Annotated in this window: 12 protein-coding genes; 4 read left to right on the top strand and 8 right to left on the bottom strand. The window is 71.6% G+C overall.

Annotated features, from left to right (window positions below; all coding sequences use genetic code 11):
* Positions 1 to 484: 484 nt before the first annotated feature.
* Positions 485 to 3,199 carry an aconitate hydratase AcnA gene (gene acnA / locus C9F11_RS30635; protein ID WP_138962292.1) on the top strand — a complete coding sequence of 905 codons (2,715 nt, stop codon included), beginning with the start codon at positions 485 to 487 and terminating at the stop codon, positions 3,197 to 3,199.
* Positions 3,200 to 3,272: 73 nt separating this feature from the next.
* Here acnA and C9F11_RS30640 read toward each other — a convergent pair whose 3' ends face one another.
* Positions 3,273 to 4,592, bottom strand: coding sequence for an NAD(P)-binding domain-containing protein (locus C9F11_RS30640; RefSeq protein ID WP_138962293.1), 1,320 nt, complete (start codon positions 4,590 to 4,592; stop codon positions 3,273 to 3,275).
* A 91-nt stretch (positions 4,593 to 4,683) separates the two neighbouring features.
* Here C9F11_RS30640 and C9F11_RS30645 point away from each other — a divergent pair, with 91 nt between their 5' ends.
* Positions 4,684 to 5,298: a MerR family transcriptional regulator gene (locus C9F11_RS30645; protein WP_138962294.1), complete on the top strand. Its 615-nt coding sequence runs from the start codon at positions 4,684 to 4,686 to the stop codon at positions 5,296 to 5,298.
* A gap of 504 nt (positions 5,299 to 5,802) precedes the next feature.
* Complete coding sequence (locus C9F11_RS30650; protein WP_138962295.1) at positions 5,803 to 6,999, top strand: DUF11 domain-containing protein; 1,197 nt, start codon at positions 5,803 to 5,805, stop codon at positions 6,997 to 6,999.
* A gap of 67 nt (positions 7,000 to 7,066) precedes the next feature.
* Here the strand turns inward: C9F11_RS30650 and C9F11_RS30655 are convergent, their stop codons facing one another.
* From C9F11_RS30655 to C9F11_RS30675, 5 genes are all read right to left on the bottom strand, one after another.
* Positions 7,067 to 7,459, bottom strand: coding sequence for a VOC family protein (locus C9F11_RS30655; RefSeq protein ID WP_138962296.1), 393 nt, complete (start codon positions 7,457 to 7,459; stop codon positions 7,067 to 7,069).
* 146 nt (positions 7,460 to 7,605) lie between these two features.
* Positions 7,606 to 9,648, bottom strand: a complete 2,043-nt coding sequence (locus tag C9F11_RS30660) for a HEAT repeat domain-containing protein (protein WP_138962297.1) — start codon at positions 9,646 to 9,648, stop codon at positions 7,606 to 7,608.
* Positions 9,649 to 10,326: an SAVMC3_10250 family protein gene (locus tag C9F11_RS30665; protein ID WP_138962298.1), complete on the bottom strand. Its 678-nt coding sequence runs from the start codon at positions 10,324 to 10,326 to the stop codon at positions 9,649 to 9,651.
* Between the two features lie 7 nt (positions 10,327 to 10,333).
* Positions 10,334 to 10,528, bottom strand: coding sequence for a DUF397 domain-containing protein (locus C9F11_RS30670; protein ID WP_138962299.1), 195 nt, complete (start codon positions 10,526 to 10,528; stop codon positions 10,334 to 10,336).
* A complete protein-coding gene (locus C9F11_RS30675; RefSeq protein WP_138962300.1) occupies positions 10,525 to 11,352 on the bottom strand; it encodes a helix-turn-helix transcriptional regulator in 828 nt (275 codons plus the stop codon). Before C9F11_RS30675 ends, C9F11_RS30670 begins: the two co-directional genes overlap by 4 nt.
* A gap of 111 nt (positions 11,353 to 11,463) precedes the next feature.
* Between C9F11_RS30675 and C9F11_RS30680 the strand changes: the two genes are divergently transcribed.
* A complete protein-coding gene (locus C9F11_RS30680) occupies positions 11,464 to 11,910 on the top strand; it encodes an ATP-binding protein (protein WP_138962301.1) in 447 nt (148 codons plus the stop codon).
* On the opposite strand, the gene C9F11_RS30685 is transcribed toward C9F11_RS30680, so the two are convergent.
* On the bottom strand, positions 11,864 to 15,655 hold the full coding sequence (locus C9F11_RS30685; RefSeq protein ID WP_138967175.1) for a GH92 family glycosyl hydrolase: 3,792 nt from the start codon (positions 15,653 to 15,655) through the stop codon (positions 11,864 to 11,866). The genes C9F11_RS30680 and C9F11_RS30685 overlap by 47 nt on opposite strands.
* A 319-nt stretch (positions 15,656 to 15,974) precedes the next feature.
* The gene (locus C9F11_RS30690; RefSeq protein WP_138962302.1) at positions 15,975 to 16,733 is read right to left on the bottom strand and encodes an NAD(P)H-binding protein; all 759 of its coding nucleotides are present in this window, start codon (positions 16,731 to 16,733) and stop codon (positions 15,975 to 15,977) included.
* Between the last annotated feature and the right edge of the window lie 38 nt (positions 16,734 to 16,771).

Consider the following 16,771-nt stretch of genomic DNA (forward strand, 5'->3'; position numbering starts at 1 on the left):
ACCCGCTGGGGTAGGCCATTGGGGGAGCGGCTGATTCCGATCCGTCAGACACCGGCCGTTGTGCGGCCGTTAAGTCGCAGGCGGGCGCCGTGCTCCACTGTGCCCGCACAGTGGATGTGTTGCACGTCCGCGACCGGGAACTCGGCCACTTGGCGCAGCGTCGGCCCATGGTGAGCCCGGGGGCGCACACGCCTGGGCGCGCGTGAGTCCGCGCATGAATCCCGGACGGAAGCGAAATAAGCCCGTCCGGCGTTTGAGGACGAGCGCGCAGCGCGAAGCCCGCCCAGGGCCCCGGGGCCAGCATCCGCGCGGCTGATGTATTAGAGTTATCTCGACATCGAGATATCTGCCGAGGCGCACCGCAGCCGTACGCATCGCCAGTCCGGCGGTAAGGGTCACCTAACTTAGCCTTACCTTAGCGGATCGGCCAGGAGGCGTGACGGCAGGATGCGGTGGAACGCGCACATATATGAAGGAGACTGTCGTGTCGGCGAACAGCTTCGACGCCCGCAGCACGCTGCAGGTGGGCGACGAGTCGTACGAGATCTTCCGGCTGGACAAGGTGGAGGGCTCGGCCCGCCTGCCGTACAGCCTCAAGGTCCTGCTGGAGAACCTGCTCCGCACGGAGGACGGCGCCAACATCACCGCCGACCACATCCGTGCCCTCGGCGGCTGGGACTCGCAGGCCCAGCCCAGCCAGGAGATCCAGTTCACGCCGGCCCGCGTGATCATGCAGGACTTCACCGGCGTCCCCTGTGTCGTGGACCTCGCCACGATGCGTGAGGCCGTGAAGGCCCTTGGCGGCGACCCGGCGAAGGTCAACCCGCTCTCCCCGGCCGAGCTGGTCATCGACCACTCCGTCATCGCCGACAAGTTCGGCACCCACGACGCGTTCTCGCAGAACGTGGAGCTGGAGTACGGCCGCAACAAGGAGCGCTACCAGTTCCTGCGCTGGGGCCAGACCGCGTTCGACGACTTCAAGGTCGTCCCGCCGGGCACCGGCATCGTCCACCAGGTGAACATCGAGCACCTGGCGCGCACGGTCATGGTCCGAGGCGGCCAGGCCTACCCCGACACCCTGGTCGGCACCGACTCGCACACCACGATGGTCAACGGCCTTGGCGTCCTCGGCTGGGGCGTCGGCGGCATCGAGGCCGAGGCCGCGATGCTCGGCCAGCCGGTCTCCATGCTGATCCCGCGCGTCGTCGGCTTCAAGCTCACCGGTGAGCTCAAGCCCGGCACGACCGCCACCGACCTGGTGCTCACGATCACCGAGATGCTGCGCAAGCACGGCGTCGTCGGCAAGTTCGTCGAGTTCTACGGCGAGGGCGTCGCCGCCACCTCGCTGGCCAACCGCGCCACCATCGGCAACATGTCGCCGGAGTTCGGCTCCACCGCCGCGATCTTCCCGATCGACGGCGAGACCCTGAACTACCTCAAGCTCACCGGCCGCTCCGAGCAGCAGGTCGCGCTCGTCGAGGCGTACGCCAAGGAGCAGGGTCTGTGGCTGGACCCGGCCGCGGAGCCGGACTTCTCCGAGAAGCTGGAGCTGGACCTCTCCACGGTCGTCCCGTCGATCGCCGGTCCGAAGCGCCCGCAGGACCGCATCGTCCTCGCGAACGCCGCGCAGCAGTTCGCCCTCGACGTGCGCAACTACGTCGACACCGCCGACGAGGCGGGCAAGGAGTCCTTCCCGGCCTCCGACGCCCCGGCCACCTCCAACGGCGTCCCGTCGAACCCGGTCACCGTGACCGCCCCCGACGGCTCGACCTACGAGATCGACCACGGCGCCGTCACCGTCGCCGCGATCACCTCCTGCACCAACACCTCGAACCCGTACGTGATGGTCGCCGCCGCGCTCGTCGCGAAGAAGGCCGTCGAGAAGGGCCTGACCCGCAAGCCGTGGGTCAAGACCACCCTCGCCCCGGGCTCGAAGGTCGTCACCGACTACTTCGACAAGGCGGGCCTGACCCCGTACCTCGACAAGGTCGGCTTCAACCTCGTCGGCTACGGCTGCACCACCTGCATCGGCAACTCCGGCCCGCTGCCGGAGGAGGTCTCCAAGGCGGTCAACGACCACGACCTCGCCGTCACCTCGGTCCTCTCCGGCAACCGGAACTTCGAGGGCCGCATCAACCCCGACGTCAAGATGAACTACCTGGCGTCCCCGCCGCTGGTCGTCGCGTACGCGCTCGCGGGCTCCATGAAGGTGGACATCACCACGGAGGCGCTCGGCACCGACACCGAGGGCAAGCCGGTCTTCCTCAAGGACATCTGGCCGACCGAGGCCGAGGTCAACGACGTCGTGGCGAACGCCATCGGCGAGGACATGTTCAACAAGTCCTACCAGGACGTCTTCGCGGGCGACGCCCAGTGGCAGGCCCTGCCGATCCCGACCGGCAACACCTTCGAGTGGGACGCCGAGTCCACCTACGTCCGCAAGCCCCCGTACTTCGAGGGCATGACGATGGAGACCACCCCGGTCTCCGACATCGAGGGCGCCCGCGTCCTGGCGAAGCTGGGCGACTCGGTCACCACCGACCACATCTCCCCGGCCGGTGCCATCAAGGCCGACACCCCGGCCGGCCAGTACCTCACGGAGCACGGTGTCGCCCGCCGCGACTTCAACAGCTACGGCTCGCGCCGCGGCAACCACGAGGTCATGATCCGCGGCACGTTCGCCAACATCCGCCTGCGCAACCAGATCGCGCCGGGCACCGAGGGCGGCTACACCCGCGACTTCACGAAGGACGGCTCCCCGGTCTCCTTCATCTACGACGCCTCGCAGAACTACCAGGCGGCCGGCACCCCGCTGGTCATCCTGGGCGGCAAGGAGTACGGCTCCGGCTCGTCCCGCGACTGGGCGGCCAAGGGCACCGCGCTCCTCGGCGTCAAGGCCGTCATCACCGAGTCGTACGAGCGCATCCACCGCTCGAACCTCATCGGCATGGGCGTCCTGCCGCTCCAGTTCCCGGCCGGCCAGTCGGCCGACTCGCTCGGCCTGACCGGTGAGGAGACCTTCTCCATCACGGGCGTCACCGAGCTGAACGAGGGCACGACCCCGAGCACGGTGAAGGTCACCACCGACACCGGTGTCGAGTTCGACGCGGTCGTCCGCATCGACACCCCCGGCGAGGCGGACTACTACCGCAACGGCGGCATCATGCAGTACGTGCTGCGCAGCCTGATCCGCAAGTAAGCGGTCACGGCAGGCAGTCGAGGGCCGTACCTCCCGGGCGTCGATCCGGAGGGTACGGCCCTTCGCCGTCCCGCTACGCGGTGATCAGGTCCGTCGGCGCTCCGGTGCGCAGCACGTGGTCGACGTGGATCAGGCGGGCGATGGACCGGCCGTTCTCCACGTTCGCCTCGATGCCCACGGGGGCGATCGAGTTCCCGTCCGGGAGCCCGGCGTAGTACAGGCCGGGGAGCGCCCCCAGCAGGCCCCCCTCCTGGACCGGCGCGCCGTGCTCGTCGAGGACGTGGTCGGGCAGGATCCGGTAGTCGGGGCCGAAGCCGGTGCACCAGACGATGGTCGTGATGCCGTGGCGCGCCAGGTCGAGGCGCTCGCCGAAGTCGGCCACGTGGGCCAGGGGGACCTCGGGCGCGGGCCGCTCCTGGGGTGCCGCGAATCCCCGCTGGCGGACGCGGGTGTCGATGAGGTCGACGGCCCGCCGGAACGAGCGGGCGGACTCCTCCGCGACGGCGACGACGTTGTCCTTCAGGTGCAGCTCGTGGCCGTCCGCCGCGCGTACGGAGCCGACCAGGGTGACGCCCTTCGCGGCCAGGGTGCCGAGGTTCAGGTCGCCGCGCTTGTCCCGCACGGCGGTCACCGGCAGGCCCGGCAGGACGGGTCCGCCGTCGCCGCCCGCGGCCCCGAACTCCTCGTACAGGGAAGGGAGCGCGCGGAGCCACTCCTGGATGCCGCGGCCGCGGTAGCGGCGCGGCCACGCGCGGTGCCGCCCGACCGCGAGGAAGGTGCGGCGCCCGGCCGCCGCCAGCTCGTCCGCGATCTGCTGGCCGCTGATGCCCGCGCCGACGACCAGGACGGCCCCCTCCGGCAGGGCCCCGGGGTTGCGGTAGCCGTGGGAGTGGAGCTGGTGGACGGCCGGGTCGACGTCGGCGGCCGGGGCGGGGGTGCGGGGGGCCGCGTAGCCGCCCACGGCCGCGACGAGGTTGCGGGATTCGACGACGCCGCCGGTGGCCAGGTGGGTGCGGAACCGTACGTCGTCGAGGTCGGAGGCGTCGGGCGGGCACTCGACCTTCGCCACGGGTGTGTGCTGGCGTATCCGCAGCCCTCGTTCCGTCGCGTACCGGCGCAGGACGCGGGCCAGTTCGGGGCCCGAGGGGCAGCCGTAGGGGTCGTCGCCGTCGTACTCCCGGCCGGGGAAGCGCAGCGAGCGGTTCCCGCTCCCGATCAGCAGGCTGTCCCAGCGTTCGTGGGCCCAGGCCTGGCCGATCTCCCCCCGCTCCAGGACGAGCGCGGCGCGGCCGAGCTCCTGGAGGGCCCCGGCCACTCCGCACCCTTGCTGACCGGCGCCGATGACGACGGTCTCGGCGTATTCGACGGACCCGACGTGCTTGCCAGTTGTCATGACCGAACCCCTCTGCCGCGAGGACGCGGCTACTTAGGTTTACCTAAGTAAGACCTTGCCTTTTCAAGTCGGCTTGATGTCAACTGGGCCCATGGCGCGGCGAGATGCGGTCTCCATCGGTGAAGCGGCGGCCCTGTACGGCCTGGCGCCGTCCACGGTGCGGTGGTGGGAGCGGCGGGGTGTGCTCAACGAGCCCGTCCGCGAGGGCGGCAAGCGGCGCTACGGCGCTACTGACCTGCGCCGCATCGGCCTCGCCTATCTGTGCTGCGTCGTCGGGCGGATGCCCCTCGACCAGGCCGCCGTGGTCACCTCCGGCAAGGCCACGCGCGACGCCTGGCAGGGCGCGATCGAGGCCCAGCTCGTACAGGTGGAGCGGCAGATCACGGAGTTGGAGGCGGCACGGAGCTATCTCCGCCACGCGCTGACCTGCACGGACGACGACATCGCGGGGGACTGCCCGGTCCTGGACGACGAGTTGGCCACGCACACCCCACGGGGGCGCGTCCCGGCCCCGGACCTCGTCACCGCCGCCCGTACGGGCGAGCCACCGCGTGACGAAAGCGCGGCGCCGGGCCCTCCGCGTGACGAAAGGCTCTGCCCCGGCTGCCGGGGGCCGGTTCCGCGGTCCTCGGGCGGACGCCCCCGGACGTACTGCTCACCGGCCTGCCGCCAGCGCGGCTACCGCGCCCGCCGGGGCGGGCGGTAGCGGGCCCGCGCTGGCGGTGCGGCTGCCGCGCTGGTGCGAGGGGTGGTGCGCTGTTGTCCGTAGGGCCGGTGGGCGCTCGGTGTGCGGGTGGTACGACGGTGTCGGGATGCCGGTGCCCGGTGGGGAGCCCGGGTGTTCCTGGAGCGGCGCAGGCACGGTGGGGCGGGACGGCCGCGCGTGGCCGGGTGTCGTGATCCGGGCGGTGCCGCGGACCGGGGGCCTGTGGGATGCTCCGGGCGCTCGTACGCCGACGACGGCAAGGGGCTCCGGTCGCCGCTCCCGCCGCGGGGTCCGGCCGGGCCGCCGCACTCCGGGCGGCCGGACCGGCGCGCCGGGCCCGCACGGACACCCGGACCCCGTGTCCGCCGGTGGGCCTCCACCCCTTCAGCCGGGCCGTTCCGGAGCACCGGGACCGCCCCTTCTCCGCGGGAGTCTCCTGTGAGCTGCGCCAACGAACGACCCAGTGGACCGCGATCAGGACGCGGTCGCGCGCTACGCCGTGTCATGGCGCTGTGGGGCGGGCTGCTGCTCGCCCTGTCCGGACTCCTCGGCGTCGCCTCCCCGGCAGCGGCAGCGGCCGCGCCCGACGCCGTGGCCATCATCCTGATCGGTCCGGACGATTCGGCCGACCCGGTGCGGGCCGGCACCAGCTACACCTACCGCTACAGCGTGACGGGAAGCGGTGACCTCACCCACGCGGTGTCCACCCTGAACCTGTACGGGGCCCCGGCGACCGCCACCGCCACCACCTCCAGCCAGGGCAGTTGCTCCACCACCGCGCGGACCTCCACCTGCGACCTGGGCAGGATCTCCCGCCTGGCCCCCGTGGACGTCGAGGTGACGGTGACGCCGCATGCCGCGGGTGCCGTGACCGCTTATGTCGAGGCCAGTGCCGACGGCGCGACCCGCCCCGTCCGCTGGCAGTCCACCACGATCACCGCGGCGCCCGGCGCAGACCCGGCCGTCGCGGCGCCCGGCGCGGACCCGGCCGTCGCGGCGCCCGGTGCCGACCTGGCCGTCGCGGTGGCCGACTCCGCCGACCCCTTCGCGCTGGGCGGGATCCTCACGGACACCGTCACGCTCACCAACAACGGATCCGACGACGCCACCGGGGCCACCGCCGAGATCGCCCTGACCGGGGTGCCCACCGGCATCCTGACGGCCCGTTCCTCCCAGGGCTCGTGCACCGTCTCCGGGCCCACGGTGAGGTGCGCGCTGGGCGGCCTGGCCGCGTCCGGTTCGGCGACGGTCGTCCTGAGCCTGTCGCCGACGGCCACCGGCACGGTCACCGCCACCGCCACGGCGGCCGCCGACCAGCCCGACCCGAACACCGGCGACAACTCCGCCGCCCGGAACACCGCGGTGAACAACGCCAACGGCTGCACGCTGGTGGGCAGCAACGGCTCGGAGGTCCTGTCCGGCGTCAACCGTGACGACGTCATCTGCGCCCTGGCCGGTGACGACATCGTCTTCGGAGCCGGTGGCAACGACATCGTCTACTCCGGCGCGGGCGACGACACCGTCGGCGGCGGCGACGGCAACGACACGCTCGTCGACCACCACGGCACCGACACCCTCAAGGGCAACGCGGGCGACGACACCGTCGACGTCCGGGACGGCCTGGACGGTGACACCGCCGACGGCGGCAGCGGCGCCGACAGCTGTGCCGTCGACACCGGTGACACCGCGACGAACTGCTGATCCCGCACACCCCTGCCGACGTGAGGGGGGCGCACCGCCCACGGGCCGTGTGCCCCTCTCGCACGTCCTACCGCCGCGGCCAGCCGCCGTACGGGACCGTGATCAACTCCAGGGCGTGGCCCGCCGGGTCGAGGAAGTAGACGCCTTTGCCGCCGTCGTTGTGGTTGATCTCCCCGGGGTGCTTCTGGTGGGGGTCGGCCCAGTGGTCGAGGCCGCGGGCGGTGATCTTCTCGTACGCCGCGTCGAACTCGGCCTCCGAGACCAGGAAGGCGTAGTGCTGCGGGGTGAGGTGTTCCGCGGGGATGGTGGCGAAGTCCAGGGTGACGCCGTTCGCCAGGGCGACCGCGACGAACGGGCCCCATTCGCTGGTGATCTCAAGTCCCAGCAGGTCCGCGAAGAAGGCGGCGGACTCCCGGTTGTCCCGGGCGTGGACGATCGTGTGGTTGAGCTGAACCGACAAGGAATGCCTCCGAGGGCATGTCCCGCACCTCCATGCCTCACCCGGTCGGTGACCGGCACGCGATGCTGGCGGGATCTTAGGCAGGCCCGCGGCGGTCTGTCGAGCGTCAGTTCGCCCCGTCGCGCCGGGGGCGGTGGCCTGCCGGGCTAGCCGAGCCGGACGCCGCGGGCCTCGGCGATGGTGTTCAGGGCGTCGACGTGCCAGTCGTAGAAGTGCGTGGCCCGGCGGCAGAACGCCAGCACGTGGTCGTGCGCCTCGGTGGTGCCGATCGTCAACAGGGCCTGTACGGCGGCCTCTTGGGCTCCGAACCAGGCGTCGGGGGCCAGGAGCGCCGTCAGGGGAGTGAGGTCCTCGGGGGTGCCCCGATCGACGAGCGCGAGGGACGCGGCCTCCCGGGCCGGACTCGACAGGGCGAGCGGTCCGCCCGGCGGCGCGGCGTATCTGGCCTTCGCCTCCAGAGGCGGCCTGGCGGCGAGCCGGACCAGGGCGGCCGTCGCCTTCGCCTCGGGGCGGGCGGCGAGCACGGCGACGAGCAGCTCGGCCAGGTCGTCCCCCAGGGCGTCGGCGCCGCCCGCGAGCGCGGCGACGACGGGCAGGGCCGGGGCGCCGACGCGCCCCAGGGCGCGCACGGCGGCACGGGCGACCTCGGCCCCGGTGCCGTCGGCCCCGGCGTCGCCCGGCCCGGTCCCACCCGGCCCCGTGCGCCCCCTGACGAACTCCCCGAGCGCCCGGACGGCCTCCGGCACCGGGAAGCCGCCGAGCGCCGCCACCGCCCGCGCCCGCACCGCCTCGTGCGGGGAGCGGGCGCAGGCGAGCACCACCGGCAGGGACTCCGGCGCGCCGATCAGGCCGAGGGCCCGGACGGCACGGGCGCGCAGCGTGCCGGGCTGCTCCTCGTCCGCCGCCAGGGCCGCGAGGGGCGCGGCCGCCTGCCGGTGGCCCAGGGCGCCGAGGGCGTCGGCGGCGGACGCGCGCGCCGCCGCCGGGGCCGCGTGGTCCGTCGCGAGGGCGAGCAGCGCCGGGGCGGCCGCCGCGTCCCCGATGCCCCCCAACGCCCGTGCCGCGCCGCGCTGTTGGCCCGCCGTCGTGAGCAGACCCAGGAGCCTGTGAAGCGGTGGATGGGCGAGCCCGGCGACGAGGTCCGCCGCCGTGTCGCTGACGTGCGGGTCGCCAAGGGCCGCAAGGAGGTCGCCCACCGCCAGCGGGCCCGAGAACGCGGCCAGGGCCCCGGCTGCGGCGCGGCGCACCGTCGGTGCCGCCGACTCGCCCAGATGGTGCCGGAGCAGCGCGTGGTACGCGCCGGGGGCCGATGCGACGAAGCGGCCGGGCTCGGCCGCCACCTGGGCGCAGACGGCGGCGACGGCGTGCGGCGGGCACTCGGGCGCGTCGGGGGTGCGCGCCGCCTCGCGGACGACGTGCCACAGGTGCTCCCTGCCGTCGGCGGTCCTGGCGAGCAGGGCGGTCGCGCGACGCGCCGTTTCGGGGTCGGGGTCGCGCTGCGGGGCGTGGAGGAGCGTTTCGGGGGCCGGGTACGGGTGCGCGGGCGGCCACGCGGCCTCGGGCAGACCGTGCAGCGCCCTGAGCGCGGCCCTGCGCAGCCGGGTGTCCGACGCGGGCGACTGCGCGAGGACGAGCAGGGCGGAGCCCGCGCGCGGGTCGCCGATCTCCCCGAGCGCCCGCACCACGTGCTCCGCGGAGTCGGGCAGACAGTGCCACAGCGCGGCGAGCAGCGGCCTCACGGCCTCGGGCGCGCGCAGCCGGGCCAGTGCGTCGACCACCCGGAACGTGCCCTTCCCCGTGGCCGTCTGCTCCTCCAGCAGGTCGAGCAGGCCACGGACGACCTGCGGCCCGCCGATGTCGACCAGGGAGTCGGCCGCCGGCCGGTCCAACTGCTCGCGGTCGTGCGGGTCCGCGGCCAGCAGCCGCAGCAGGTCCGGCACGGCGCGGTCCGCCCGCAGCCGCCCCAGCGCCCTGGCCGCCTGCCAACGCGACCCGACCGGCCGCTCGCCTCGCTGCCACAGGCGGGCGAGGAGCGTCTCGACCACCCCCGGCGTCCCCGTGCCGTGGCCCAGCGTGCACGTAGCGAACGCCGCGACGTCGATGGAGTCCGACCCCGTGGCCCGGCACAGTCCCGCCACGTCCCCCGCCAGCCGCAGGTCCACCAGGCCGGAGACCGCCCCCTCCGCCACTCAGGCCTCCCCGTCCCCGGGCATCCCGTCCGACATCGCCACGTACACCGGCGTCCCCACGACGACCGTCAGCTCCCGCCCGTCCTCCCGCCGCACGGTATCGCTCAGGAGCCGCCGCGCCAGGAACTCGCAGGGCACCGGCGGCACCGTCAACGCGTCCGCGAAGTGCAGCACGTCGTGCGCCACGCTCTCCCGGCTCGGCATCCGGCCCCACCAGCGCACATTGAACTGGCGCTCCCACTCCGGCGGGACCTCCTGGAGCAGCCGGAACATCGACGGCAGCCCCGAGTAGCCGACCCGGTGCAGGTCCGGTGCGGCCTGATGCCCGATCAGATGGTGCGCCGACCCGATCAGCGCGACGACCGTGTCGCCGTCGCGGCCCGTCATCAGCGTCGGGCTGTTCGGCCCCCCGTCGCCCACGATCCGCAGCCCCAGGTCACCCCGGAACCAGGCGCTCGGCTCCGACATCCAGCTGACGTCGAACTCCCGCTCCAGGTACGCCTCCACGAGGTCGAGCCGGTCGTACGTACTCGTGTCGCCACGCGGCGACTGCACGGCCAGGCTGAGCACCTTCAGGTCGACCTTCGCCTCCACGGCGAGCCGCCGCGCCAGCTTGGGCGGGATCTGCTCGTAGAGCATGTCCACTTTGGCGGTGGAGAGGTAGATGTAGTACCGCACGGGCCGCTCAGGCGCGGGGCTTTTGAGGGAGGGGCAGGAAGGCGGTCCAGGTGGCGGGGGCGACGGTGAGCTGCGGGCCGTCGGGGTCCTTGGAGTCGCGTATGTGGATGGCGGCGGGGCGGGTGGCGACTTCCAGGCAGGCTTGGCCCTCGTTGTCGCTGTAGCTGGACTTGAACCACTCAAGTCTGGTGCCGTTGCTCATCGTTCTCCTAGCAACCGGTCCAACAGTTCCTTGGAGTCCTCCGGGTTGAGGGCCTCGGTTCGCAGCATCCCATACTTGCTGGCCAGGATCGTCACCTCGTCCGGGGCGGCAATCAGGTGGCTTCCGCCATGAGTTTCGCTGTAGACGAGTCGCTGGTGCTCGGGAGTTTCCAGCACGATGAACGGGGCGCTGATCGAGGGGGTGAAGCCATGGCTCAACGGCAGGATCTGCAAGCAGACGTTCGGAAGGTCGGCGTACTCGCGTAGGTGGCGGAGCTGCTCGGTGTGCACACTTTCTCCGCCCACACGGCTGTGTAGCGCCGCCTCCCAGATGATGAAGCTGACATGCGGCGGATTCTTGCGGTGCAGGATTTCCCGCCGTCCGATTCGCTCGGCGACGAGCTCCTCGATCTTCTCCTCGGTGTACGCCGGAATGCGCAGACGGCAGATCGCTCGCGCGTAAGCCTCTGTCTGAAGCAGTCCGGGAATCAGCACGGTCTCGTACCATTCGAGCACGATGGCCTCTTGTTCCTGATCCAGGTACTCATCGGCGTACCGAGGAATCAGGTCGACCTCCGGCATGTGTTCGACGGCGGTTTCGAATGTTCGGTGGGTGCCGAGGAGTTCGTCGAGCCTGATTGCTAGGTCCATCTTCAGGGGCCGCCGCCCCTGCTCGATGGAGGCGATCTGTCCCTCGCTGATGACGAAGTGTTCCGCCAGGGATTTTTGGGTGTACCCGGCGCGCTCCCGGTGTAGGGCTAGTAGTGCCCCGACCATCTTCATTGCTGACGCGTTCTTGCGCGATCGTCGCTTTGGCCTGCTCATGTGCGCTAACTCCCCATTGAATCCCGCCTGTTCACGCCTTTCGCTCGTACAACTGAGTTGTACGAGTTCGAGTACTGCCCGTCGGACCTGGGGTCCTGTGACTCTCGTCACGTGAACAGCGAAACTCCCCTCACGCCCCTCCATGAACGCTTCTACCGGCGGGAGCAGCAGGCGATCCCGTCGGCCCGGGCCTTCACGCGGGCCATACTGGCGGCGTGGGAGATCAGCGAACGTGTGGATGACATCACGCTGTGCGTGAGCGAGTTGACGACGAACGCCTTGGTGCACGGTGTCCCGCCAGGGAGAGGGTTCCGCCTCCGCCTCGTACGCGACGGCGCCGTCGTGCGCCTGGAGGTCCACGACAGTGGCGACGGCTGGCCCCGACTCGTCGGCGAGGGGAACGCCGACGAGTCGGGGCGAGGTCTCCTGCTGGTGGCGGCCCTGGCCGACAGCTGGGGCGTGGCGGAGCGTCACCCCGGCAAGGTCGTGTGGGCCGAGTTCGCCGAAGGCGTCAGCGCAGCAGCTCCACCTCCGAGAGGGCGGCCCGGCCCCCGGTGAAGACCAGGCGGTACTTCACGTACGAGCCCGGCTCGCTGACGGTGAACGGGCGGGTCTGCCGGTCCCAGGCGAAGGACTCGCCGGACCGCTTGTCGACCGTCGTCCACTTCTCGCCGTCGGGCGAGCCCTGGAGGACCCACCCGCGCGGAGCCTTCGCGGCGTCCGCCGAGGTGAGGGTGTACTGCACGGCCTTGGTGCGGGACGCGACCGGCACCACCACGGAGGAGGCGTTCGCGTACGTCGACGAGGAGTTGTCGAACAGCTCGCCCTCGACCCTGGTCGCGTCCTCGCGGGGCGACGGCACCTTGTCGTCGTCCGTGACGGACACCGGCTGGGCGCCCTTGCCGGAGCCCCACGCGGAGGGCTTGGGGCCCATGTCGAATTCGAGGACGCCGCCGCGGGCGATCTCCTCGTGCGGCAGGGCGGTGGAGTTCCACTTCTTGCCGTTGACCTTCAGCCCCTGCACGTACACGTTCCGCGCACTGTTCTTTGGAGCTTTAACGACCAGCGTGCCGCCGTTGTCGAGGCGTACGGTCGCCTTCTTGAACTGCGGGGAGCCGATGGCGTATTCGCCGCTGCCCATGACCAGCGGGTAGAAGCCGAGCGAGGAGAACAGGTACCAGGCCGACTGCTCGCCGTTGTCCTCGTCGCCGTGGTAGCCCTGGCCGATCTCGCTGCCGGTGTAGAGGCGGGAGAGGACCTCGCGGACCTTCTCCTGGGTCTTCCAGGGCTGCCCGGCCGCGTCGTACATGTACGCGGCGTGGTGCGCGACCTGGTTGGAGTGCCCGTACATGCCCATGCGCACGTCACGGGCCTCGGTCATCTCGTGGATGACGCCGGGGTAGGAGCCGATGAACTCCGGGGACGCCGTCTCGGGCGTCACGAAGTACGTGTCGAGCTTCTTCGCGAGGCCGCCCCGGCCGCCGTACAGATTGGCCAGGCCGCGCGAGTCCTGCGGGGCGGTGAAGGCGTAGCCCCAGGCGTTGGTCTCCGTGTAGTCGTGGCCCCACACGCGCGGGTCGAACTTCTCCGACGGGACGCGCCAGGCACCCTTCTTGTCCTTGCCCTGGAAGAACCCGGCCTTGGCGTCGAAGAGCTTCACGTAGTCACGGGCGCGGTTGAGGAAGTAGGACGCCTCCTCCTGGTAGCGCTTCTCGCCCGTCTTCTTGTAGAGGGCCTGGCCCATCTTCGCGATGCCGTAGTCGTTGACGTATCCCTCAAGGGCCCACGACAGGCCCTCGTGCGTCTCGGACGGCGTGTAGCCGAGGAACGGCGCGTTCGTCATGCCCTTGCGGCCGTAGCCCGGCTTGTCGGGCGCGACCGTCGCGTTCTTCACGGCCGCGTCGTACGCCGCCTTCGCGTCGAAGCCCTTCACGCCCTTCACGTACGCGTCGGCGAACGCCACGTCCGAGGACGTGCCGGTCATCAGGTCCGCGTAGCCCGGCGACGACCAGCGCGAGGTCCAGCCGCCGTCCTTGTAGTGCTGCACGAAGCCGTCGACCAGCTCGCCCGCCTTCTTCGGCGTCAGGAGCGAGTACGCGGGCCACGTCGTGCGATACGTGTCCCAGAAGCCGTTGTTGACGTACGGCTTGCCCTCGACGATCTTCGCGCCGGTGTGGGTCGGGGTGTCCGGGTCCGGCTGCTTGGTGAACGGCGAAGCGTACTTGTACGTCGAACCGACCTTCTCGAAGCCGGAGTTGGGGTAGAGGTAGAGCCGGTACAGGCTGGAGTACAGCGACGTCCGCTGCCCCTCGCTCGCGCCCTCCACCTCGACGCGGCCGAGGACGTCGTCCCACTGCCGCTGCGCCGCGTCCTTGACCTTCGCGAAGGACGTGCCCGCGGGGATCTCCGCGTCCAGGTTCGCCTTCGCCTGGTCGACGCTGATCAGGGACGTGGCCAGGCGCAGCGAGACCTCGCGGTCGGCGCCGGCCTTGAAGCGGAAGTAGCCGGTGGCGTCCGTGGTGCCGCCGCCCGTCAGCTTGCCGCCGTCCGTGACCGGGCGGTCGAACGTGCCGTACACGAACATGCGGGTCGCGCCCACCGACAGGCCCGACTTCACGTCGGAGTAGCCGGTGACGATCCCCTTCTCCTTGTCGAGGGTGAGGCCCACGGCGTGCTTGGTGTCGCCCGTCTTCTCGATGTTGTCGAAGACCACGCTCGCGTCGTCACCGGGGTAGGTGAACTTGAACATCGCCGCGTGGTCGGTCGGCGTCATCTCGGCCTTCAGGCCGTTCTCGAAGGTCACGCCGTAGTAGTGCGGGCGCGCCGTCTCGTTCTCGTGCTTGAACGGCAGCGCGCGCTTGTCGCGGGCCGCGTCCGGGGTGCCCTTCGCGGCCGACGGCATGATCTGGAACGTCTGCCGGTCACCCATCCACGGGCTCGGCTCGTGGCTCGCGCCGAACGCCTGGAGGGTGGGGAGGTTGTCGTCGTTGTTGCCCCGGGCGTAGTCGTACAGCCAGTCGATGCTGCCCGCGTTGGTCACCGGGGTCCAGAAGTTGAAGCCGTGCGGGACGGCCGTCGCGGGGAAGGTGTTCCCGCGGGAGAAGTCGCGGCTGGAGTTGGTGCCGCGCGTGGTCGAGGCGTAGTCGGAGGGGTGCGCCTTGGGCTTCGGAGGGGCCTTCTCGGCCAGGGATATGTCGTCCACCCAGCCGCGGAACTTCACCGGGCCCTTCGGGGAGTCGTACGCGAGCAGGATCCGGTCCACGGTCTTGCCCGCGGCCACCTCGCCGATCCGCGACGCCACGTCGTTCCACTGGTTGACGTAGAGCACCTTGGCGTCGCCCTGCCCGCGCGGAGTGAGCGGGAAGCCGTGCTGGTCGGTGGCGCCCAGGTCGCTCAGATACGTACCGTCGGTGAAGGCGAGGTCCACCGAGACGTTCGTGGCGTCGTACGGCGCCTTCTTGTACTCCTCGTCGTCCATCGACGGGAAGACGCGGTACCCCAGCTCGGTGTCCCGGCCCACCTTCACGTCCACGTCGAAGACCTTGTTGGACGAGTGGCCGCGCCCCCCGGCGGTGTGCGTGCCCGCGTACCTGAAGGCCTGCTTGCCGGTGAAGCCCGCCCGGCCCTTCGCCGTCGGCGACCCGGCCGGACCCCGGTCGACGGCACTCTGCATGTCCTCGGGCGGCGCGGGGGTGTCGGAGCCGCCGACGGACAGCTGGAGGTCCGCGAGCTGGATCTCGCCGCCGCCGTTGTTCGCCGAGATGTCCAGACGGAAGTGCGTGTACGCGGTGTCGTTCGCGAAGTCGTACGTCTTGGTCTGGAACCGCTCGCCGAACGTCTCGCCCTCGCGCTTGTCGAGGTCCTTCCAGTCCCGGCCGTCCGTCGAGCCCTGGAGCGTCCAGCTCTTCGGGTCGCGCTGCGCGTGGTCGTTCGCGGACGTCAGCGCGTACCGCACCACCTTGGCGGGGGAGTCCAGCGTGAACTCCACCCAGCCGGACGTGGCGAAGGTGAGCCACTTCGTGCTCTTCTCGCCGTCGACGAGGTTCTCCTTCACCTCGCCGGAGCCGCTGTGCTCACCGCTGGCCCTGACGCCCACGACCCGGTCGTTGACGCCGCCGGGTATCCCGGAGGCGAAGGCGCCGTTCACCCCGCCCGCGCGCTTCTTGCCGTCAGGACCGGTCTCCACGGTGTTCAGCCAGTCCGGCGCGGGCTGCCCCGCCTCGAACGAGGAGCTGAACTCCCGCTCCGCGCGCGGCTGCTGCTGCGGACCCGCCACGGCCGCGCCCTGCGAGGCGGCGACCACGGTCAGGGCGGTGACCCCGACCAGCAGCCCCCCGCCCGGTCTGCGTCCCCGACGTCTGTACCCCATCCCGACTCCCTCCCTGCCCATCCGGACAACGTTGTCACGCGGCTGCGCAAGGACCAGTAGGGCGGCAAGTGGCGAGCGGTGTCAAGGGTGTTGTCCGGGCCTGGGGCAGCGTAGGGGAGATCGCTTCGCCGCGCCGTGCTCCCGGGGCGGGGGCGGCGGCCCGGCCGCGACCGCCGCCCCCCTGGCGGGGCGGACCTGGATCAGGCCCTGGCCGGGTGCTCCGCACGGAGCGTGAAGGTGTCCGTCCAGTGGGTCAGAACTGGGTGTCGAGCCATTCCCGGAAGGTGGGACCGGCCAGCTTGGCGTGCGGTCCTGGCAGGAACCCGCCGGCCGCCGCGGTCTCGCCGTCGGGCACGCCGGAGCCGTCGACCTCGACGACCTCGATGCCCCGGCGGGCGCCGAGGAGCTTGGCCGCCTCGGCCATGCTCTCCCTGCGGGGCCCGGCGATCTCGGGGATCGGCGTGCCGGGACTCGCCCCGTCGGGCTCGGTGGCCAGGTCGACCAGCGTCTCCGCCACGGTGCGGCAGGCCACGAGCTGGGTGGGCAGGGCCGGGATGTGGGCGACGCCGCCCGGCTGCCAGTCCAGGAGCTGCCCGACGAACTCGTGGAACTGCGCGGCCCGCAGAATGCGCGTGGGCAACGGACCGGACAGGCCGACCTCCTCGTGCACCTGCTGGGCGGCGACGAAACCGGCGGTGGCCTTGTCGGCGCCGATGATGGACACGGCGGTGATCCGGTCGACGCCCGCGCGTTGTCCGGCCTCGTGCAGATTGCGGGTGGCCGTGCGGAAGAAGTCCGCGGCGGCCGCCTGTTCGGAGGCGTGCCACGACGCGACGTCCACGATGACGTCGACCCCGGTGAGCGCCTCGGCCAGGCCCGCGCCGGTGACGATGTCCACGCCGGTGGCGCGGGACATCGGCACGACCTGGTGACCCCGTTCCGTGAGGACGTCCACGACGTGGCGTCCCAGGCGCCCGGTCGCTCCCGCCACCGCGAATTTGCTGGTGCTCATGTTCTCCGCCCTTCCTGGCACTGGGTGGGGAGACGGCG

Origin of the sequence: Streptomyces sp. YIM 121038 (assembly GCF_006088715.1) — a bacterium.
GTDB lineage: Bacteria > Actinomycetota > Actinomycetes > Streptomycetales > Streptomycetaceae > Streptomyces.

What these genes read in the sequence shown, in the direction of transcription:
- C9F11_RS30670 (WP_138962299.1), bottom strand. Translation starts at nt 10,528, where the DNA reads ATGAGCAACGGCACCAGACTTGAGTGGTTCAAGTCCAGCTACAGCGAC.
- C9F11_RS30675 (WP_138962300.1), bottom strand. Translation starts at nt 11,352, where the DNA reads ATGAGCAGGCCAAAGCGACGATCGCGCAAGAACGCGTCAGCAATGAAG.
- C9F11_RS30650 (WP_138962295.1), top strand. Translation starts at nt 5,803, where the DNA reads ATGGCGCTGTGGGGCGGGCTGCTGCTCGCCCTGTCCGGACTCCTCGGC.
- C9F11_RS30690 (WP_138962302.1), bottom strand. Translation starts at nt 16,733, where the DNA reads ATGAGCACCAGCAAATTCGCGGTGGCGGGAGCGACCGGGCGCCTGGGA.
- C9F11_RS30645 (WP_138962294.1), top strand. Translation starts at nt 4,684, where the DNA reads ATGGCGCGGCGAGATGCGGTCTCCATCGGTGAAGCGGCGGCCCTGTAC.
- C9F11_RS30640 (WP_138962293.1), bottom strand. Translation starts at nt 4,592, where the DNA reads ATGACAACTGGCAAGCACGTCGGGTCCGTCGAATACGCCGAGACCGTC.